Here is a 20,345-nt window from a genome sequence, read left to right as displayed (position 1 = left end):
TTAATGGATATTGAAAGTAAAATTGCAAATCTTAATTCTAATGAAATTTTTTAAAAGATTATAAGTTTAGCTGATCTAAGGCAAATACGATTATTTTTAACAGAATATTTTTAGAAATATTATATATCAAGGCAATATTTAAAAGGACTATTAAAGAGATATCATATAATTTATTTTATTATGAAAAAGATATTAAAGAAAAGTGTTGTACAGAGGATTTTTTAAATAATTAATAAGGAGGGGCATGAAGTGATTAAATTAATTAAATCTGAATTAAAAAGGTTAAATTTCGGGAAATATATAAAAAATGTAATTATTGCGAATATTATTATCTTAGGTATTTTAATTCTTATCACCTATCCAATGAAAGATTTAAAGATAACTCCAATGTCAAATTATTCAATTATTTTTGCTATAATAGATAGTTTGGTTCGAGCGACTTTTATGATTTTTTCTAGTGTACTTATTTCAAATATCATTATTAAGGATTTAAAAAATAAAAAAATGAATACATTATTTTCACATCCAATAGATATAAGAAACATAATTATATCTAAAATTATTATTGTTATTATGTTTACTTTCTTAACAATAATGTTATCAAATATTTTTCTAGAAATTAGTTTTTATTTTTTAGATAAAATTTTTAATCTAGTACCTAACAAATTAAATATAAATATGATAACGATCAACACTTTAACTTTATTTATGTATGCAATTACATCGTCTCTTATGAACCTAATATCTATGTATTTAGGAATAATTAAGAAATCAACTTTTGTAACAATCTTATCATCTATTGTTTTAGTATCTATTGTCTGCTCTTACAACAATGGATTTTCACTAAATTCTATAATAGCGATTCCTTTGTCACTTGCATCTTTAGGAATATTATCTGGATACTTATCAATAAAACACATAGAAAACTTAAATACAGAAAAATAATAATAGTAAGAATTTTTATATAGGAATGACAATATTAGAAGGAATAAATTTAAGATTTTCAAAACATAAAAATTATTTAGTAAAAGAGTGTCTGAAAAAAAGTTAATAAGGAGGAAAGATTGTTAGTAGAACATTTTAATAATTTATATAAAATAATAAAAAAGAAAGTTTTTGATAAATTTTTATTATAAAAATATATAAGTATAAGATATTAAGGGTAGCTTTATAGTTACTTTTTTTATGTATTTATTATGAATTATAAAGCATTTTAAGATAGTTTTAGCATTATAGGTATAAAACTATCTATAATTAATTTTAAAAGCTAGAATATATTAAATTTACACACTATCTATGGAAATTTTAGATGCACAGCGGGGCAAACTCTACTACTATAAAATTTATATTTTATTTGTTAAGAAATTAGATATGATTTATAAGATTCATATAGAGTGTATAAGAAAAGAAACAGAAAGAGGCTAAAAATCGATGTGAGAGTTATTATAATTAAAAACAATAATAGATTATTTAATCTATATAAACTTAGCAATAACTCCTAATTTTAAGAAATAAACAGATATAACTTAGTTATAGTAGAGTAAAAATGGATGTAATTAGGACTCATATGGAGTTCAAATAGAGTTAAAACAGAGTTAAAAAAATCTTAAAATAATATCACTTTTTTAAGATAGAAATATAGTTGCCACAGCTAACTTACCACTTACTAATTAGTAAGTGGTATCATATTTCCCTTATTCTCTTTTTTATTATAAATATAAAATATCCTGTATTTATAAGTATTATATGTTATTTTATCAGTGTGCCAAAAACTATATTAAGTAAAATTATATTTATTTAAGAACTTTTATAGTTTATTAATTATATGTTATATCTAAAAAATGTAAAAGGTTCTTGACAATTTTTACTGGTAACAATAAACTATAAATGTAAAGTAATTCCAATACTTAGGGGCGTGCATGTGAAAAAGGTGGATGAAATGGAAGCAGCCATAACATTAAAAAGCATAAAAATATCATGGATATATACATCAGCTTTTTTAGTTATATGGTGTATTTATCAATATGTTAAACATTCTGAGTTTGGAGTACCTTTTATATTATTTTTAACTCAAAATATTGTAATGTATATAAGTGTACTTATCCTTAGAAAAAAATGGGTGCTAGAAATGAAGAATAGGATTAAAGAACTAAGAAAGAAAAATAATTATACACAGGAAGATTTAGCAAATTTTCTTAATGTAACTAGACAAACAATTAATGCAATTGAAAATAATAAATATAATCCAAGTTTAGAATTGGCAATAAAGTTATCAAAAATGTTAAAAACGAAAGTAGAAGAATTATTTTTAATAAATAATTAAATTATAAGGAGGATAACTAAATGAAATCAAATAACAGTAAGGAGTTTTTGATTATATTTATTATAATAATTATTATATCAGCAATAATATCTTTCGTATTATAAAATATCCATTTTATAATACGAAAGATTATTTATATGAATTGTTTAATAGAATATGATATTGAGTTGTATATATTAATGATTTAAGTGAAGATTTATTAAAATGATTTTTTTCAAACATACTATTCATTATTGATATAAAAAAATAATTTATATTAACTGTTAATATTAAGAATATAATTAAAACTAAACACATTATTCCAATAACAAACGGTTTTGGGATTAGAAATACTTCAAATAATTTATTTATACTAGAATTATTGGTAACATAATAAACGCTAATATAGATTTTAAAAGTATTTAAAATTATGTAAATTGTTAATAAAATGGGTGTTGATTTAATACTATCTTTACTGAAATAGTTTTTATAATCTTTAAGTAATAGTACTAAATCTCTCATGAAAATCTCCTTTATTAAGATTAAATTATTTAAATATATTTTATAAATCTTGGAGTAATATATGCTTCTAGAAATGCTGCAATTATTAAAAAAGAATATCCTAAAAAGAAGAGCTATAACTAATGATCCATATTACCGTTGCTGATGAGCCTACAGATGTTAATTCTATAAATATAACTTTTGAAAGCAAAGGTATTAATAGTGATGAGAATGTACAACCATTTGATAAAAGAGATTTTAATCAATTAAAAAATATGGATGGAGTTTCTAATGTTGGTGATGATGATGGGATTATGGGATTCTGAAATTTAGGGGGACAAGCAACTTACTTTGATAAAAATACACATTAAACGAATAATTTATATTCGCCAATTATTTTATTGGTATTAACAGTAACTATAAATACATTTATTTTTTATGTAATTAGTTTTTTACCTTATAGTAAATATTTAATAGGGGTTAAATCAGATTTAAATGGTTTTAAGTTTAAAAACTCTATAAATAAATTTTTTCACGATAAAAGATTAAATATATAACTTATATGTAACACAATGGATATTTGTTATATACTAAGTGTATAAATTTAAAGGAGGGTAGATTTGGTGAATTAGTTCACTGAACAAAAATTATGATAAAAAATGATTATACATCTATTATGTTAAATGAGTTATATATAACTTTAGATAAGTTAAAAAAGTTAAAAAAAGAAAAGAATTTAGATAAATCTATGAATTTAATAAATGATTCTCTGAAACAATTTTTAGGATTAAGATTTGAGACAATAGACATTCTTCCATATAAAGATTTAATGTCTATTATAAGTAGTAGTGGAAAAATAAATATAGGAAAATCCATTATTCTTTCAGAGCTGTTAAAGGAAAAAGCTAATCTATATGAATTAAAAGGGGAAAGTATAAAAAGTTTTAATATATACATAAAAAGTTTAAATATACTTATAGAATTAATTCTTAGGGAAAACAAGTTATGCACACAGGAATTCTTTAGTAAAATTGATGATATTATAGATATAACAGAGCAGTATGAATTACCTTTATATAGTAAATCTCTACTATTTGAATATTATGAAGTTAAAGGAGAATACTCTAGGGCGGAGGATATGATTTTTGAAATTTTAGATAAAAATAATGATAATAAAGAAATAATTAATAAGGCTAAAGATTTTTATGAAAGATTAAAATGTAAATCTGAAGAAGAACTTGAAAAAGGTAACTTACCTTTAGATGAGGTATTAGATGGATTGAATCAATTAAATAACTTTTGAATTTAATTGAATATTTAGTTATATGTCTCTAATTTACAATTCAGAAAAATTTTCCGTGATAATATTATGAAAAAATGGAGAAAATACTTGTGAAGGAGGGACATATAAACATGAAAAGAAAAGTTTATTGTTTATTTAGTGTAATAATTACCATAACCTTTATATTTGGTATATTTGCAAAACCTGTTAATGCAAGAACACTTATGAACCAAACAAAAGAAGAAGAAAAGCAAAATAAGGATGAACATGGTAAAGAAAAGCAGGATGCGTTAAATGTAGAGGCTAAATCAGCGTTACTTATGGAACCTACTACAGGGCAAATAATATATGAAAAAAATTCTCATGAAAAATTTGCTCCAGCTTCTGTTACAAAAATAATGACAATGCTTTTAACTATGGAGGCTATAGATTCAGGAAAAATTAAGTTTACAGATAAGGTTACTGTAAGTGAAAATGCAAAGAAAATGGGCGGTAGTTCTATGCTTTTAGATGTAGGAGAAGAGAGAACTGTAGAAGAGTTATTAAAAGGAATAGCCATAGCATCTGGAAATGATGCGGCAGTTGCTATGTCAGAATACATAGCAGGAAGTGAAGAGTCTTTCGTAAAAAAGATGAATGAAAGAGCTCAAAGTTTAAATATGAAAGATACAAGTTTTAAAAATTGTACTGGACTTAGTGCTGAAGGACATAAAACTTCTGCAAATGATATATCAATAATGTCTAGAGAACTTTTAAAACACAAACAAATTTTAAAATATACAGGAACATATATGGAAACCATATCTGAAGGAAGAAAAAGTCCAATAGGACTTGTTAATCATAATAAATTGGTAAGATTCTTTAAAGGTTGTGATGGATTAAAAACAGGATTTACAGACGAAGCAAAGTATTGTATATCAGCTACAGCTAAAAGAGACGGAGTTAGAATGTTAGCTGTAATAATGGGATCACCAACTTACAAGGTAAGAAATAGAGATGCAGGAAAGCTTATGAATTATGGTTTTTCTAAGTTTGAATTAAAAAGTATTATTAAAAAAGGTGATGCTATAGCAAAGGTTCCTTTAAATTCCAAAGGAAGTAAATACTTCATGGCTAAGGCTGGAGAAGATTTTAGTGTAATAATTGAAAAAGGAAAAGAAAATAAAATTACTAAAAAATGTGTAATTAACTCTAATGTTAAAGAATATAAAATGAATCAAGAAGCAGGTATTTGTGAAATATATGTAGATGGAAAATTGGCGGGAAAAATAAAAGTGGTACCTGATAGAAATATAAGAAAATCAGGATTTTTTAATCATCTAAAAAGCGGTTTTGAAAAAGTAACAAATAATGCTATTTAATAGACTATAGTTAAAAAATATATAACAAAAAGCTAACATATTAAAATGTTAGCTTTTTAATTTTATCAATGTATTTTTAAGAAAGATACTTTTTAGCAGCGTTTATTAATGCAGATTTATTATTAGGTAAAACTTCGTTTATTACATCCTTCAATAATTCATTTAATATTTTTCCTATTCTAATACCTGGTGAAATTCCAAGAGATATTAAATCTTTACCGTTAATATCTAAATCCTTTAAACATACACAAGTATTTTCTCTTAATAGTTCACAAAATATTTTTTCAATATTATCATATTTTTTTAGTAAGTCCTTTGAATTACTATGATTTTCACTGAGAATACTTATTCGTTTTATTTCAAGTAATCTTCTAAATTGTAGCTTATTACCCCTCAATTCATATAAGATTTTTTTTATGCTATTTTTATTGGGCTCTATAAGAATGTTTTGATATTTAATTAATTCTATAATATCTTTTACATCATTTTTATTTAGTTCTTCAGCGTTAGTGATTTTCATACGTTTAAAAATTATGGAGGCAATATGACAAGATCTTGATTCTGAATCATGAAATATTATATTACCTTTTTTATCTTTGCTATAACAATAAGGTTTTCCAATATTACGAAATAACATAGTTAATTTTAATATTAAATCTTTTGAATCATTAACAGAAATAATTGTGGGTATCCATAAGTCATAAGTTTTAGAAAAATCTATTAAATCCTGCATCTCTGGTATAATATAAGCTATGATATCTTTAAACTCCTTTAATACATTTACTATATTTTTACCTTGAATTAGCTTAATAAATTCTACAGTAATGCGTTCTTGAGAAATATTTTTTAAGAGTTCTTTGTTTTTAAACATAGCTTTTTTAGTATATTTTTCAATGTTAAATCCTAAAGTAGATGAAAATCTAACTCCCCTTAGAATTCTTAAAGCATCTTCTTGTAATCTCTTATTAGGTTCTCCTACAGCTCTTATAGTTTTATTTTTTATATCAGAAATACCATTAAAGGGATCTATAATTCCTTGAAATTCATTAAAAAATATAGCATTTTGTGTGTAGTCACGTCTTTTTAAATCTTCTAAAAGATTTCTTGTAAAGCATACTTTATCCGGATGGCGTCCATCTGAGTAGGTTCCATCTATTCTATAGGTTGTAATCTCGATTTGTTCCTTATCTATAATAACAACTATTGTACCATGCTTTAAACCTATAGTAAGCTTCTTAAAATCTTTAAACACCTCTTGTATTTCATAAGGAGTAGCAGAGGTGCAAATATCCCAATCATTAGGTGTCTTATTCATAAGAGCGTCTCGTATACATCCTCCTACAAATCCTGCCTCAAATCCAGAATTCAATAGCATTTTTACTGCTAGAGCAGCATTTTTAGGAGGGTTAATTTTTAGATTCATATGTATTCTCCTTTAAAGTAAGTTGTACAATTTTGAATATAATTATATAATTATTTTAGTAAAAGTCAATGATAATTATGTATATCACAAATATATAGCATTAAAATTTTGTGATATGCTTAAAATAAGAAAGAAGTGTAACAGTATATAATTAATAAAAAATTCGTAGAAAGCAATATAGGAGAGATTAAATATGCCATTAAATATAAAAATACATAATTTTGATGGGCCTTTTGATTTATTACTTCATTTGATTAAAAAGAATAAGATGGATATATATAACATAAGAATACAGGAAATAACTAATCAGTATATGGAATATTTAAATAAAATGGAGGAATTGGATTTAGAAATTACTTCTGAATTTATAGTAATGGCAGCTACATTAATTGAAATAAAATCTAAATATCTTTTACCTAAACAAGAGGAAGAGGAAGATACACAGACAGATCCTACAAAAGAACTTGTAGATAAGCTTTTAGAGTATAAAAAGTTTAAAGCTGTAGCAGAATTTTTAAAAGGTAAACAAAAAAGCTGTGGAATATGTTTTAGTAAAAAACCGGAAATAATTGAAAAGAAGGAAGAAAAACATACAGCAGTAGATTTATTACAAAATATTACCTTGCTTAAACTATATAATACTTATAATGAATTAATCAACTATTATAGTAATAAAATGAATAAGGATATAGAATTTAAGGGAGAGATTTATCTAGATAAATACAAAATAGAGGATAAAATTAAATATATAAAAAGTAAAATGAAATCAAAACAAAAGTATTTATTTGATGATTTAATAAAAGAATGTGATTGCAAATTAGAAGTAGTAGTAACATTTTTAGCAGTGTTAGAACTTATAAAATTAAAGAGTATTACAGTATATCAGTTAAGTAATTTTAAAGAAATATATGTAGAGGGGACGGAAAATCAATAATGGATAATGTACGACAATTAGAAATGGACAAGGTTTCTAAAAGCGATAAATATAAATCTATAATAGAATCTATACTTTTTATGAGTGGAGATGCTATAAGTATAAAGGAAATAGGTTCTATAATAAAATGTAGTGAAGAGAAGACAAATACTATTATAAAGGAAATGGAACAAGATTATAAAAACATTAATAGAGGTATAAAAATAATTATACATAATAATAAAGTTCAGTTAGTTACAAAACAAGAAAATAGTGAATATATAGAAAAACTTTTAAATGTTAATGTGCGTCAATCTTTATCACAAGCAGCCTTAGAGACCTTATCTATAATAGCTTATAAACAACCTGTAACAAGGGTAGCTATTGATGAAATAAGAGGGGTTAAAAGTGATAGAGCATTAGCTACATTAATGGAAAAAGGTATAATAAAAGAATGTGGAAGACTGGAAGTTCCAGGAAAACCCATTTTATATGGAACTACAGAAGAATTTTTGAAGTATTTTGGATTAGATAGTATAGACTCAATGCCTAGATTAGAAGATATATTAAAGAATTTTGAGGAAAAATAGAATTAACCTTAACTAATATTAAAGATTTATATTATATTTAATTAAAAAGGTATTAGTTAAGGTTTTTATTTATATTCTTATAAAATATAAACCGATTTAATTTTCATCTTCAAAATCGCAGCTGAAATCTATATCATCTTCACTATTTTTATTTCTAAACATATCTATTATTTGTGGTACGTTGTCTATTAGTCTATCACAGCTATTTTTTTGATCTAAAGATAAAAGACGTACTTTATCTTCTTTTATAACCAAAAAAGCTACAGGTTTTAAAGTGATCCCTGCACCAGAACCTCCACCAAAAGGATATTCAGACATATCTTCTTCACTTTGTTTTTGTGAGGAAAATTCAGAACCACCAGATGCAAAACCAAAGGAAACTCTAGATATAGGTATAATAGTAGTACCGTCGCTAGTATTTAAAGCATCTCCTACAATGGTATTTACATCTATCATATCTTTTATATTTTCCATAGTATTTTTCATTAAATTTTCTATAGGATGAGATTCCATGAAAATACCTCCTTGAAATTATTTTAATAAATTAATTTATATTTTTTAACTTACGTTTAAACAATATAGTTATATAGATAATTTTAACTAAACTTATATAAAATATACCGTTAAATTTAAAGTTTATATAAAAATCATTTTTAAACAAAGGAGAAATCATCAGTTTAAATTCTTTAATACTGAACATATTTTTAAAAAAATTATGTATTATAGGAGAAAAACTATATAAAATTCCATAAATGATAGCGGTATGGGAAGCATCTTCTAAATCATAATCTAAATTGAAATATAACTTTGATTTAGGTTTTAATTTAATAGATTTCAATAAATTTATCATTATTTTAATTTTAAGTAACGATCTTTTATCGATTTTTTGCGGGGTTTTATTTTTATTATGTAGTTTCTTTTCGGGTTTTTTAGGCGATAAAGTCTTATTAAAGATATATATTTTTAATAAATTATTTTTATAAACTACGCTAATTTTGATGGGAATAGGTAAAAATATAAAAAGAATAATGATAAATAATAAAATATAAAAAAACATAGAAATTTCCTCCTATTTAAACATTAAGAATTATTGCCAAAAAACAAAAATAATATAACTTAACATACAGTAAATTATGTAAACATAATAAAAAAGTAAACTAAAATGTATTAATAATAAATTATTTGAGAAAAATAAAAAATAGTAACTACATAGGAGTGATATAAATGAAAAAAATAATAAATAAAAGTTTTATATTAATATTATTTTCTATATTCTTGATTAATCTAGTACCTATAAATGTTAAAGCAGAAGAAAAAGAAAAGGTTCCATATATAAATGCAAGATGTGCAATTGCTGTAGACAAGGATACAGGGGTAGTTCTTTATGAAAAAAATGCTCAAGATTTAGTTCCTATAGCAAGCACTACAAAAATTATAACTAGTCTAGTAGCCATAAAATACGGAGATTTAAATAGAAAAATAGAAATATCAGAAAAAGCCTCTAAAATAAGAGGATCTACTGTAGGTTATAAAAAAGGGGAAAAGGTAAGTTTAAAGGAACTTTTATGTGGATTAATGTTAAGATCAGGTAATGATGCAGCTATTGCAATAGCAGAAGGAGTAGCAGGTAGTGTAGAAGAATTTGCGAAACTTATGAATGAATACGCAACAGAAATAGGACTTTTAAATAGTCATTTTCAAACTCCACATGGCCTTGATAAAGATCAACATTACTCTACAGCATATGATTTAGCATTAGCTACAGCAGAAGCTAAAAAAAATAAATTATTTAATGATATAGTAGGTGCCAAAGAAATAAAAAAGGAAGAAAATAATTTTACAAGAAGTTATAATAATATAAATAAAATATTATGGAGGATTCCAGAAGCTAATGGAGTTAAAACAGGATATACAGGAAAAGCAGGTAAATGCTTAGTTACTTCTGCTAAAATAGATAATAGTGAAGTTATAATAGTAGTATTAAATTGTACTCCTAGGTGGAAAGAAACAGATAAGATATTTAAATATGTAAAGAAAAATTATGATTTTAATAAGATGTATTCTAAAGGTGATGTAGTAGATGAAGTTGTATTTGATGAGGGTACTGTAAAATTAGTAGCAAATAAAGATATAATAATACCTTTTAAAAACGGAAAAGATTATTCTATTAAAGTTGTAAAGCCAAAACAACTAAAATGGAAAATAAAAAAAGGTGATAAATTTGGTACATTATGTGTATTAAGTGATGATAAATTAATATATAAAACAGAGCTTTCTGCTGGTAATTCGTTAAGCAAAAATAATATAAAAAATTGGTTTTTTAAAAAGAAAGTTTCAACTAAAACAAATTAATTGTTTAATGAGTTCTTTTACTCAACGTAAAAGAATTCATATACTATAATATAATAATAAGTTGTGTATAAGAAAGGTGCAGATTATGAAAAAAAGTACTAAGATAATGACAACTTTAAGTATAGTAGTTTTAGTATCTTTAACGCTATTTTTAGCTTTAAAGTTTAATAAAAAGAAACCAGTTTCATCTAATATACCTAAAAAATATTATAGTATAAAAGATAAGGAAAATTATAATATAAAAAATATAAAAGAAATAAATATAGAAAATACTATAGCAGATATAAATTTAATTGTAGAACCTAGAGAAGATATACAATTAAATTATTATGGGAAGTTAATTGCAAATAGTAATTTAACTTTAAATAGTATAGTTAAGGGAAACGAAATTTATATAAACTTTAAAGAAAATAATAAAGACTCTCTAAATATATTTTTTTCTAACTTAAAGTTAGATATATATCTACCAGAAAAATTTAAGCAAGACATATATATTAAGAATGTTTCAGGTCAAATAAGTATGAAAAATGGGTTAAATTTAAAAAAACTAACTATAGATTCAAGTTCAGGTCATATAAAATTAAATGATTCTACTATAGATAATTTAATTTTAACATTATCTTCTGCAGATTTAAAAAGTAGAAATTTATCTACTAAAACTACTAATGTAAATACTTCTACTGGAGATATGGATATAAGTAATTTTAATGGAGATTTTAAAGGTGACAGTTTATCTGGAAATTTTAATATTTCTTATGAAAACTTTAAAAATAACATAGATATTAAAACTGAATCCGGAAAGGTTAGATTAAAATTAAAAGAGAATTCAGAGTTCTATCTAAATGCAGAAAGTAAAAACGGAGATATAAGTTGTTCTTATCCTATTAACATAGAAGATAAATTTAATAACAATAGGATAAGAGGTTTAGTTAAAAAAGATAAAAATAAAATTAATATAACCACGAAAAATGGTAATATTGAAATTGCAAAATAAAAAGTAACTTTCAGTAATATTAAGATCACTGAAAGTTACTTTTTATTATTCTATAGTTTTATTATTTAATTTGCTATTTATAAATTTTTCAATATAAGTTTTAATTATAGCCGCTATAGGTACAGATAAAAACATACCTAAAACTCCAAAAGCTCCCCCACCTATAGTTATAGCAAAGATGATCCATATAGGACTTAAACCTATTCTGTTACCTAGAATTTTAGGTCCTAAATACCAACCATCAAATTGTTGAAGAAGTATTATAAATATTAATACCCAAAAAGCTTTTATATAACTAAAAAATAAAGTTATAATAAAGGCTGGTATCATACCTATAAGAGGACCGAAGTAAGGTATCATGTTAGTTAAGCCTACTATAAATGCTATTAAAGCAGGATAAGGGGCTTTTAAGAAAGTTAACCCTACGAAACACATTAAACCTATAATTAAAGAATCAATAGATTTACCAATAATATATTTAGAAAACACTATGTCTACTTCTTGTAAAAAGCTTATTATTGAAGAATAATGTTTATATCCACTTATAGCTAATAAAAGCTTTTTAAGATTTTTAATGAGACTTTCCTTATCCAATAAGAAGTATATGGATATTATAAGTCCAAATACAAACTTAATTAAAGAAGATGTAAATTTTATAGTTTTATTTAAAAAAGTATTTATAAAACTATTAGTAAGAGCTGGTATTTTATTTAATAAGTTAGATACTGTATCGTTAGAATTATTCATTAATGCACTATATATTTGCGAATGACGTACATTACTATCAAACCATTTTACAGTTTCATCTATATAATCAGGAGCATGAACGAATAAATCACCCATATTCTTAACTATTTTAGGTAAAAATGTGTTTATAAATAAAGTAATCAGTCCAATTACTATGACATATGTAATTAATATACTTAACCATCTTTTAAATTTAAACTTTTTTTCTAGGTATTTCATTAAAGGATTTAATATATAAGCTATACCTAATGCCCATATGAAAGGTACTATTATAGTTAAAATAGATTTAATAAAAGAATAAACATTTTCTATATTATTTATAAGCTTAAAGAGTATAAATAATATAATAAGTATGGGTAAAAACTCTATATAAGGTATTTTTCTTTTTTTAGACACGTTTTAAACCTCCAAAATAATTTTAAGTTACACATTGAATAAATTTTACTACAATATATGTAATTTTACAACTTGTATTTTAATTAACATAACAAATAATGCTATATCTAAAAATCCTCTACAAAAAAGCTCATTTTTTATGATTTTTATTGACATAAATTTATTCATAATTTAAAGTTTAAAGTGACACTTTTAAAGGAGGAAATAGATAAGATGAGTATACTAACAGTTAAAGATATAAATCATGGTTTTGGAGACAGAGCTATATTTGAAGATGTTTCATTTAGATTATTAAAGGGAGAACATGTAGGTCTTATTGGAGCTAATGGAGAAGGTAAATCTACATTTATGAATATAATAACAGGAAAGCTTATGCCAGATGAAGGTAAAATTCAATGGGCAAAAGATGCTAGAGTAGGTTACATGGATCAACATGCAGTACTTACTAAAGGAAAAACTATAAGAGAAGTTTTAAGAGAAGCATTTGATTATCTATTTTCTCTTGAAAAGGAAATGAATGATCTTTATATGAAAATGGGAGATGTATCTCAAGAAGAAATGGATAAAATGCTTGAAAGAACCTCTGTTATTCAGGATATGTTAGAACATAATGATTTTTATATTATAGATGTAAAAATAGAAGAAGTGGCAAAGGGAATTGGAATTTCAGATATTGGACTTGATAGGGATGTATGTGATCTGTCTGGTGGACAAAGAACAAAAATACTTTTGGCAAAACTTTTATTACAAAACCCAGATATATTACTTTTAGATGAGCCTACCAACTATTTAGACGAAGAACATATATTATGGCTTAAAGAATATCTTAAAAACTATGAAAATGCATTTATATTAATATCCCATGATATACCTTTCTTAAATGAAGTAATTAATTTAATTTATCATGTAGAGGATAAAAAGCTTACTAGATATGTAGGCAACTATCATGAGTTTGAAAGGTTATATGAGGAAAACAAGAAAAAACTAGAGTTAGCTTATGAAAGACAACAAGCAGAAATATCTAAGCTAGAGGACTTTATAGCTAGAAATAAAGCTAGAGTAGCTACAGTTGGTATGGCAAGGGCAAGACAAAAGAAGTTAGATAAGATAGATAAAATAGAGCTTACAAAAGAAAAACCTAAGCCAGAGTTTTATTTTAAACCAGCCAGAGTATCAGGAAAACTTATATTTGAAACAAAGGATTTAGTAATAGGTTATGATGAACCTTTAACTAAACCATTAAATATAAAAATGGAGAGAGGACAGAAGATAGCTTTAGTAGGAGCTAATGGCCTTGGAAAAACTACTTTATTAAAAAGCTTATTAGGAATTATAAAACCTTTCTCTGGAGAAGTCACTTTAGGAGATTATCAACATATAGGATATTTTCAACAAGAAGAAAGAGAAGGAAATTATAATAGCTGTATAGAAGAATTTTGGAAAGAATTCCCCGTATATACTCAATATGAAGTTAGAGCAGCCCTTGCAAAATGTGGATTAACTACAAAACAAATAGAATCTAAAATAGTAGTTTTATCCGGTGGAGAAGCAGCAAAGGTTAGATTGTGTAAAATATTAAATTCAGAGACTAATATATTAATATTAGATGAGCCTACAAATCACTTAGATATAGATGCTAAAGATGAATTAAAAAGGGCATTAAATGAATATAAAGGTTCTATACTTTTAGTTTGCCACGAAAGGGAATTTTATGAAGGTGTGGTAAATGAAATATGGAATTGTGAGGATTGGACAACTAAAATAGTATAATGTTTCATAATAAGAGGAGTTAGTTTTAAATAAATTAGCTCTTTTATTATGTTAAGTATAAAATTAAAAAATATATAGTTTATTGTATTTTGTGAACAATTTTGGTAAATTAATAAGTAGAGATAAAAACACAGTTTCTGTTGGTAGTCAGAACCTATATGAATTTAATATAGCAGTAACCTGCCCTCCTGGGGTTGTCCATTCTCTAGAAATTTAAATTTAACAGGAGGAGATGTTTATGATAACATCAATTAAATTAACAGTTCTTTTTAATGAACCTTTTTGGATAGGTGTATTTGAAGTATATGAGAATAAGGGTTACAGAGTATGTAAAGTGACCTTTGGAGCGGAGCCTAAAGATGAAGAGATTCATCAATTTATATTAAAAAAATTCAAAAATTTAAAGTTTAGTAGTATAATATCCAATCTAGATAAGAAATTATTTATAAAACGAGAAAATCCAAAAAGGATGCAAAGAAAAGTTAGAAAAGAAACCAAAAATGAAGGTATAGGCACTAAAGCTCAAATAGCCCTAAAAAAACAGTATGAAGAAAGTAAGTTAATCCATAAAAGAATTAATAAAGAGCGAAAAAATAAAATGGAAGAGAGAAAGTTCCAACTAAAGCAGATTAAAAAGAAAGAAAAACATAAGGGGCATTAGAATAATAATTTTTTAATTGAATAAACCATATTATGCAAAAAGTACTTACGTCTTGGCAGACGTAGTACTTTTTTTATATAAAAAATTAGATTTAGATTATTTAATCTGTATGTCTTTGTATTTAAATATAAACAACTTAAAATTACTTTTAAATATATTTTTGATTAAAATTTAACATTATAAACATAGTAAAAATAAATTTTTTTACACAAAAAATGACTTTATAAGGCTTAAAATTAAATAACTATAACTTCAAGTTATAGTTTTAATGAAAAATTGATATTTTTCAAACGAAGTTTTTTAAATTACAATAAGCTTAAATAATAAAGAACCAAAAAGAGCAACAAAATATTAACAAGGATTTTTAATTTATTTAGGGCAAAATGTAAAAAATATTAATATTATCTTTGCTTTTACAAACTAGCAAGGAAGTTTCAAATTTTAGAAAAGCAGGTGAACAATATGGAAAAGTACAAATCAATAACTCAAGACGAGATAAAAGTAGGAATGAAAGCCGAAAAATCTAAGCGTGTTACTGAAGAAGATGTTACTTTATTTGCTGAAGTTACAGGAGATAAGAATCCAGCTCACGTTGATGAAGAATATGCTAAGGGTACAATGTTTAAAACAAGAATTGCTCATGGTATGTTAGGAAGCGGACTTATATCCGCAGTTCTTGGAATGGAACTTCCAGGACCTGGAACAATTTATTTAGGTCAAGAACTTAAATTTGTTAATCCTATTAAATTTGATGATGTAATAAGTGCAAAGATTATTGTAAGAGAAATTTTAGATAAGAAGAAATTTAAAATAGCTATAATGGATACTGTTGTTGTAAATCAAGATGGTCAAACTGTAATTGAAGGTACTGCAAAGGTAATTCCACCAAGATAGGAGCATTTGTAAATATATAATTTTAAAGTAAAGGAGTTTTCAAATGAGTAATATGATTAAAGTTAAGCCAAGACTACAAGGTAATATATCAAGAGGGGTTAATCCACTTGGATGCCGTCAAGAAGTTTTAAATGAAATAAGCTATGTAAAAGAACAAGGTAAATTTAAGGGACCTAAAAAAGTTCTTGTATTAGGAGCATCTTCAAGCTACGGTTTAGCAAGTAGAATATCTCTTGCATTTGGTTCAGGAGCTGATACTATAGGTGTATCTTTTGAACGTGGACCAAAGAATGAAGAAATGTTAGGTACAGCTGGTTGGTACAATAACATATATTTTAAAGAATTTGCGGAAAAAGAAAACCTTATTGCAAAGAACTTCATAGGAGATGCTTTTAGCAACGAAATGAAGGAAAATGTAATAAATTATATAAAAGAAGAATTTGGCGGGAAAATAGATTTAGTTGTATATAGTCTAGCATCTCCAAAGAGAATAGATCCAAATACAGGAGAAGTTTATTCTTCAGCAATAAAAACTATGGATAAGGAAGTAAAGGGATTAAACATTAATCTTGAAACTGAATCTTTATTTGAACAAACAGTAGAGCCTGCTACAAAGGAAGAAATCGAAGGAACTATAAAAGTAATGGGCGGAGAAGACTGGGAATTATGGATAAATGCATTATTAGGTGCTGGAGTATTAAATGAAGGATTCAAAACAGTTCTATACTCTTATATAGGACCTGAAGTTACATATGATTTCTATCATAAAGGAACTTTAGGGGTGGCTAAAGCTGATGCAGAAGCACACAAAGATGCTATGAATAAGAAATTAAAAGATATAAACGGAGAAGCTTTAATATGTGTATCAAAAGCTGTTACTACAAAAGCAAGCTGCGTTATTCCAATATTACCTCTTTACTGCATAGCATTATATAAAGTTATGCAAGAAAAAGGAACTCATGAAACTCCAATTATGCACAAATATAGAATGTTCAAAACTATGATGTACGGAGATTCTCCAGTATATGATGAAAAAGGACGTTTAAGACCAGATAGCTTAGAACTTAATGAAGATACTCAAAAGAAAGTTTTAGAAATACTTCCAAAATTAAATGAAGAGAACTTTAAGTCAGAAATTGCCGCTTTTGATACATTCAAAAAAGAATTTATGAACTTAAGTGGGTTTATGGTACCAGGCGCAGAAGATTTAGACGAAGTGGATTATGACGAATTAATTAAGTTAAAACCATAGAAAGGAAGATAGTTATGACAGTGAAATTTATTACAAGTAAAGAAGCTGCTGAAATTATCAAGGATGGATCTACTATTGCAGTTGGTGGATTTATAGGAACTGGTGTAGCGGAAGAAATACACGAATCTATTGGACAATACTTTAAAGAAACAGGTCATCCAAGAAATTTAACTCTTATCTATGCTGCTGGTATAGGTGATGGTAAAGATAGAGGACTTAACCACTATGCTCAAAAAGGATTATTAAAAAGAGTTATAGGTGGTCACTGGGGATTAGCTCCAATGCTTCAACCACAAGTTGCTGCAAATGAAATTGAAGCATATAATTTTCCTCAAGGAGTTTTATCACAAATGTTTAGAGACATAGCATCTCACAAGCCGTTTCATATTTCTAGAGTAGGGCTTGGAACATTTGTAGATCCTGATTTTCAAGGTGGAAAATTAAATAAAATAACTACTGAAGATTTAGTAGAAAAAAAGAATTTTGATGGAAAAGATTACCTGGTTTATAAGTTAGTAAAACCTGATTTTGCTATTCTTAGAGGAACTTATTCAGACGAAAATGGAAATATTTCCTTAGAAGATGAACCTTTAACACTTGAGTCAACTTCAATTGCTATAGCTACGCATAATGCTGGCGGTAAAGTAATAGTTCAAGTTAAAAATAAGGTAAGCAAAGGATCTCTAGATCCAAAATCAATAAAAATACCAGGTCTTTTAGTAGACTATGTAGTAGAAGTTTCTGATGAATCAAAACACATGCAAACTTTTGCAACTCAATTTAATTCTGAATTTGTAAAGACTAATGTGATTAAAGAGTCTGAAAGTGAAAATATACCTTTAAATCAAAGAAAGATAATTGCAAGAAGATGTGCATTATTTTTAAATGATACAGATAGAATAGTTAATTATGGAATAGGAATGCCAGAGACAATTTCTTTAGTTTTAAAAGAAGAAGGAATAAATGAAAAGTTTACTCCAACAGTTGAACCAGGAAGCTTTGGGGGAGTTCCACAAGGTGGTTTAGATTTTGGATGTTCTGTAGCACCTGAATCTGTAATAGACCAATGCTATATGTTTGATTTTTATGATGGTGGCGGTATTGATATAGCTTTCCTAGGTTTAGCAGAATGTGATAAGCAAGGAAACATAAATGTATCTAAGTTTGGACCTAAAATAGCAGGTGCTGGTGGATTTATAAATATAACTCAAAACACTAATAGAGTAATTTTCTGTGGAACATTTACTGCAGGCGGATTAAAAATAAGTGTTGAAGATGGTAAATTAAATATTGTTCAAGAAGGAAAAAGCAAAAAATTCGTTGAAGCAGTAGAACAAATTACATTCAGTGGAAAAACAGCAATTTCTAATGAGCAAACAGTTTACTATGTAACAGAAAGAGCAGTATTTAAACTTACAGCTGAAGGCGTTACTTTAATAGAATATGCTAAGGGTATGGATATTGAAAAAGATATATTAGCTCACATGAGTTTCAAACCTCATATATCAGAAGATCTTTGTGAAATGGATGCAAGAATTTTCAAAGAAGAGAAAATGGGATTAAATTAATAAATTAATTATAGAGTCTGAATAAATGCTTTCAGACTCTACCCTATATTAATAAAAAATAGATACATCTGAAAAGGAGATAGGATTAAGATAAAATGGAAAAGTTAAATAAAAAAAATAGTTCTAAAGGCATGTTAATGCTGATAGTTTTATGGTTTGCCTATGTTGCCTTTGCAATTAATTGGGTAACAGGTTCTACATTAGGCGGAGAGGTAGTTAAAACTTTCTTCAATGGTCCAGTACCACCAGTCATTCTTCAAGTTATTAACTATACAATAACTGCAGCAAGAGTTTTTGCAAATTTCATTGCAGCGCTTATATTAATGAAAACAGGACCAAAGCGTGCAATTAGAATTGCTCTAGGGCTTCTAATGTTATCTGTAGTTGCAGTTTGGATGCCAAATTATTGGGCGTATACTGTAGCACGTATGATAATGGCTCTAGGTGGATCCATGATAGTTGTTTATATGAATCCGGTTGTTGCAAATTATGTATCACCTGAAAAGAAAATGATAGCTAATGCATTAAATACTGTATCTTATAATTTTGGTGCATTTTTAACTGCTATATTATTTTTAAGTATGAATAAAGTTATGCGTGCTGATTGGAGAGTTACAATGACAGCTGTTTCAATAATCACTGTAGTTTTATTCATTATATGGATTGCAGGATCAGAAGATTTTGATACAAAAACAAATGTTACAGGTAATTCAATAGTTGAATATACTTATTTAGATGGATTAAAGGATTCATTTGTATGGAAATATTCATTAGGATTTGCGGGATTTGTTTTCTTATATATACTTTCAATTACAAGTTTCCCAGCGGCATTTCCACAATATGCTCCTAAAATTAATGGAAGTATGATTAACCTTCTTGTAACAGGATTTGCAATATTAGGTACTGTTTTAGGTACAAAACTAGGACTTACAGATATTTCTCGTAAAAAGACAATGTTTATATCAGGAATTATAATGATTGTATCTTTTGCTATAGTCTTATATTTTTCAAATATAAGTGCAAGTATAGCATATGTCTTTGCAGCAATATCAGGTTTCTTTATGTTTATACAGTATCCTATATACATGAATCTTGCTCATGAAATGAAGGATATGTCACCACAAAAGCTTACAATTATTTTTGGACTTTTATGGGCAATAGCATATAGTTTCTATACAGTACTTACAGTAATTTGGAGTTTGATTCTTGGAAAATATGGTTGGAATGCTGCATCAGTATTCTATATTGTATCTTCTTGTTTATATCTTGTAATGGTATTAACCCTTCCAGAAACAAGTAAAAAATATAATAAATAAAAATAAGGTGTTGAAATTTAAAT

The 20,345-nt window shown here is 25.9% G+C and carries 19 protein-coding genes; 15 read left to right on the top strand and 4 right to left on the bottom strand.

The window, feature by feature from the left end; genetic code table 11:
• Window positions 1-249 precede the first annotated feature (249 nt).
• The 5 genes from BN1711_RS07665 (at window position 250) to BN1711_RS07640 (ending at window position 5,446) form a co-directional block, all read left to right on the top strand.
• Window positions 250-945 (top strand): hypothetical protein, encoded by a 696-nt coding sequence (locus tag BN1711_RS07665; protein WP_050607573.1) that lies wholly within the window; start codon window positions 250-252, stop codon window positions 943-945.
• A gap of 1,183 nt (window positions 946-2,128) precedes the next feature.
• Window positions 2,129-2,323 carry a helix-turn-helix transcriptional regulator gene (locus BN1711_RS07660; protein WP_050608466.1) on the top strand — a complete coding sequence of 65 codons (195 nt, stop codon included), beginning with the start codon at window positions 2,129-2,131 and terminating at the stop codon, window positions 2,321-2,323.
• A 623-nt stretch (window positions 2,324-2,946) separates the two neighbouring features.
• On the top strand, window positions 2,947-3,129 hold the full coding sequence (locus BN1711_RS07650; RefSeq protein WP_050607571.1) for a hypothetical protein: 183 nt from the start codon (window positions 2,947-2,949) through the stop codon (window positions 3,127-3,129).
• 323 nt (window positions 3,130-3,452) lie between these two features.
• Window positions 3,453-4,106 carry a DUF6483 family protein gene (locus BN1711_RS07645; RefSeq protein ID WP_050607570.1) on the top strand — a complete coding sequence of 218 codons (654 nt, stop codon included), beginning with the start codon at window positions 3,453-3,455 and terminating at the stop codon, window positions 4,104-4,106.
• Between the two features lie 110 nt (window positions 4,107-4,216).
• On the top strand, window positions 4,217-5,446 hold the full coding sequence (locus BN1711_RS07640) for a D-alanyl-D-alanine carboxypeptidase family protein (RefSeq protein WP_050607569.1): 1,230 nt from the start codon (window positions 4,217-4,219) through the stop codon (window positions 5,444-5,446).
• Between the two features lie 76 nt (window positions 5,447-5,522).
• Here the strand turns inward: BN1711_RS07640 and BN1711_RS07635 are convergent, their stop codons facing one another.
• A complete protein-coding gene (locus BN1711_RS07635) occupies window positions 5,523-6,869 on the bottom strand; it encodes a CCA tRNA nucleotidyltransferase (protein ID WP_050607568.1) in 1,347 nt (448 codons plus the stop codon).
• Between the two features lie 193 nt (window positions 6,870-7,062).
• On the opposite strand from BN1711_RS07635, the gene BN1711_RS07630 reads away from it, so the two are divergent.
• Window positions 7,063-7,803 (top strand): segregation/condensation protein A, encoded by a 741-nt coding sequence (locus BN1711_RS07630; protein ID WP_050607567.1) that lies wholly within the window; start codon window positions 7,063-7,065, stop codon window positions 7,801-7,803.
• On the top strand, window positions 7,803-8,372 hold the full coding sequence (gene scpB, locus BN1711_RS07625) for an SMC-Scp complex subunit ScpB (protein WP_050607566.1): 570 nt from the start codon (window positions 7,803-7,805) through the stop codon (window positions 8,370-8,372). Before BN1711_RS07630 ends, scpB begins: the two co-directional genes overlap by 1 nt.
• Window positions 8,373-8,468: 96 nt before the next feature.
• Here scpB and ytfJ read toward each other — a convergent pair whose 3' ends face one another.
• Together ytfJ and BN1711_RS07615 are read right to left on the bottom strand one after the other, a co-directional pair.
• A complete protein-coding gene (gene ytfJ / locus BN1711_RS07620) occupies window positions 8,469-8,885 on the bottom strand; it encodes a GerW family sporulation protein (protein WP_050607565.1) in 417 nt (138 codons plus the stop codon).
• A 31-nt stretch (window positions 8,886-8,916) separates the two neighbouring features.
• Complete coding sequence (locus BN1711_RS07615) at window positions 8,917-9,429, bottom strand: DUF2953 domain-containing protein (protein WP_050607564.1); 513 nt, start codon at window positions 9,427-9,429, stop codon at window positions 8,917-8,919.
• Between the two features lie 167 nt (window positions 9,430-9,596).
• Between BN1711_RS07615 and BN1711_RS07610 the strand changes: the two genes are divergently transcribed.
• Both BN1711_RS07610 and BN1711_RS07605 read left to right on the top strand, forming a co-directional pair.
• A complete protein-coding gene (locus tag BN1711_RS07610) occupies window positions 9,597-10,724 on the top strand; it encodes a D-alanyl-D-alanine carboxypeptidase family protein (protein WP_050607563.1) in 1,128 nt (375 codons plus the stop codon).
• Window positions 10,725-10,809: 85 nt separating this feature from the next.
• Complete coding sequence (locus tag BN1711_RS07605; protein WP_050607562.1) at window positions 10,810-11,718, top strand: DUF4097 family beta strand repeat-containing protein; 909 nt, start codon at window positions 10,810-10,812, stop codon at window positions 11,716-11,718.
• A gap of 45 nt (window positions 11,719-11,763) precedes the next feature.
• On the opposite strand, the gene BN1711_RS07600 is transcribed toward BN1711_RS07605, so the two are convergent.
• Entirely contained in the window at window positions 11,764-12,861 is a 1,098-nt protein-coding gene (locus tag BN1711_RS07600; protein ID WP_050607561.1) for an AI-2E family transporter, read from the bottom strand.
• Window positions 12,862-13,074: 213 nt separating this feature from the next.
• On the opposite strand from BN1711_RS07600, the gene BN1711_RS07595 reads away from it, so the two are divergent.
• The 6 genes from BN1711_RS07595 (at window position 13,075) to BN1711_RS07570 (ending at window position 20,322) form a co-directional block, all read left to right on the top strand.
• A complete protein-coding gene (locus BN1711_RS07595; RefSeq protein ID WP_050607560.1) occupies window positions 13,075-14,631 on the top strand; it encodes an ABC-F family ATP-binding cassette domain-containing protein in 1,557 nt (518 codons plus the stop codon).
• Window positions 14,632-14,869: 238 nt separating this feature from the next.
• The gene (locus tag BN1711_RS07590; RefSeq protein ID WP_050607559.1) at window positions 14,870-15,292 is read left to right on the top strand and encodes a YjdF family protein; all 423 of its coding nucleotides are present in this window, start codon (window positions 14,870-14,872) and stop codon (window positions 15,290-15,292) included.
• Between the two features lie 462 nt (window positions 15,293-15,754).
• A complete protein-coding gene (locus BN1711_RS07585; RefSeq protein WP_050607558.1) occupies window positions 15,755-16,186 on the top strand; it encodes a MaoC family dehydratase in 432 nt (143 codons plus the stop codon).
• A gap of 55 nt (window positions 16,187-16,241) precedes the next feature.
• Window positions 16,242-17,438, top strand: coding sequence for an enoyl-ACP reductase FabV (gene fabV / locus BN1711_RS07580; protein WP_050608465.1), 1,197 nt, complete (start codon window positions 16,242-16,244; stop codon window positions 17,436-17,438).
• A gap of 14 nt (window positions 17,439-17,452) precedes the next feature.
• Window positions 17,453-19,006 carry an acyl CoA:acetate/3-ketoacid CoA transferase gene (locus tag BN1711_RS07575; RefSeq protein ID WP_050607557.1) on the top strand — a complete coding sequence of 518 codons (1,554 nt, stop codon included), beginning with the start codon at window positions 17,453-17,455 and terminating at the stop codon, window positions 19,004-19,006.
• A gap of 95 nt (window positions 19,007-19,101) precedes the next feature.
• On the top strand, window positions 19,102-20,322 hold the full coding sequence (locus BN1711_RS07570) for an MFS transporter (protein WP_050607556.1): 1,221 nt from the start codon (window positions 19,102-19,104) through the stop codon (window positions 20,320-20,322).
• Window positions 20,323-20,345 lie beyond the last annotated feature (23 nt).

This window comes from Clostridium niameyense, from assembly GCF_001243045.1.
Lineage (GTDB): Bacteria > Bacillota > Clostridia > Clostridiales > Clostridiaceae > Clostridium_F > Clostridium_F niameyense.
Note: the sequence above shows the minus strand (reverse complement) of the source record. Positions and strands in the feature narration are given on the sequence as shown.

Coding starts and splice junctions, on each gene's coding strand:
- BN1711_RS07650 (WP_050607571.1), top strand. CDS start 2,947: ATGATCCATATTACCGTTGCTGATGAGCCTACAGATGTTAATTCTATA.
- BN1711_RS07640 (WP_050607569.1), top strand. CDS start 4,217: ATGAAAAGAAAAGTTTATTGTTTATTTAGTGTAATAATTACCATAACC.
- BN1711_RS07570 (WP_050607556.1), top strand. CDS start 19,102: ATGGAAAAGTTAAATAAAAAAAATAGTTCTAAAGGCATGTTAATGCTG.
- BN1711_RS07615 (WP_050607564.1), bottom strand. CDS start 9,429: ATGTTTTTTTATATTTTATTATTTATCATTATTCTTTTTATATTTTTA.
- BN1711_RS07645 (WP_050607570.1), top strand. CDS start 3,453: ATGATAAAAAATGATTATACATCTATTATGTTAAATGAGTTATATATA.
- ytfJ (WP_050607565.1), bottom strand. CDS start 8,885: ATGGAATCTCATCCTATAGAAAATTTAATGAAAAATACTATGGAAAAT.
- BN1711_RS07595 (WP_050607560.1), top strand. CDS start 13,075: ATGAGTATACTAACAGTTAAAGATATAAATCATGGTTTTGGAGACAGA.
- BN1711_RS07585 (WP_050607558.1), top strand. CDS start 15,755: ATGGAAAAGTACAAATCAATAACTCAAGACGAGATAAAAGTAGGAATG.
- BN1711_RS07575 (WP_050607557.1), top strand. CDS start 17,453: ATGACAGTGAAATTTATTACAAGTAAAGAAGCTGCTGAAATTATCAAG.
- BN1711_RS07605 (WP_050607562.1), top strand. CDS start 10,810: ATGAAAAAAAGTACTAAGATAATGACAACTTTAAGTATAGTAGTTTTA.
- BN1711_RS07590 (WP_050607559.1), top strand. CDS start 14,870: ATGATAACATCAATTAAATTAACAGTTCTTTTTAATGAACCTTTTTGG.
- BN1711_RS07660 (WP_050608466.1), top strand. CDS start 2,129: ATGAAGAATAGGATTAAAGAACTAAGAAAGAAAAATAATTATACACAG.
- BN1711_RS07635 (WP_050607568.1), bottom strand. CDS start 6,869: ATGAATCTAAAAATTAACCCTCCTAAAAATGCTGCTCTAGCAGTAAAA.
- BN1711_RS07610 (WP_050607563.1), top strand. CDS start 9,597: ATGAAAAAAATAATAAATAAAAGTTTTATATTAATATTATTTTCTATA.
- scpB (WP_050607566.1), top strand. CDS start 7,803: ATGGATAATGTACGACAATTAGAAATGGACAAGGTTTCTAAAAGCGAT.
- BN1711_RS07630 (WP_050607567.1), top strand. CDS start 7,063: ATGCCATTAAATATAAAAATACATAATTTTGATGGGCCTTTTGATTTA.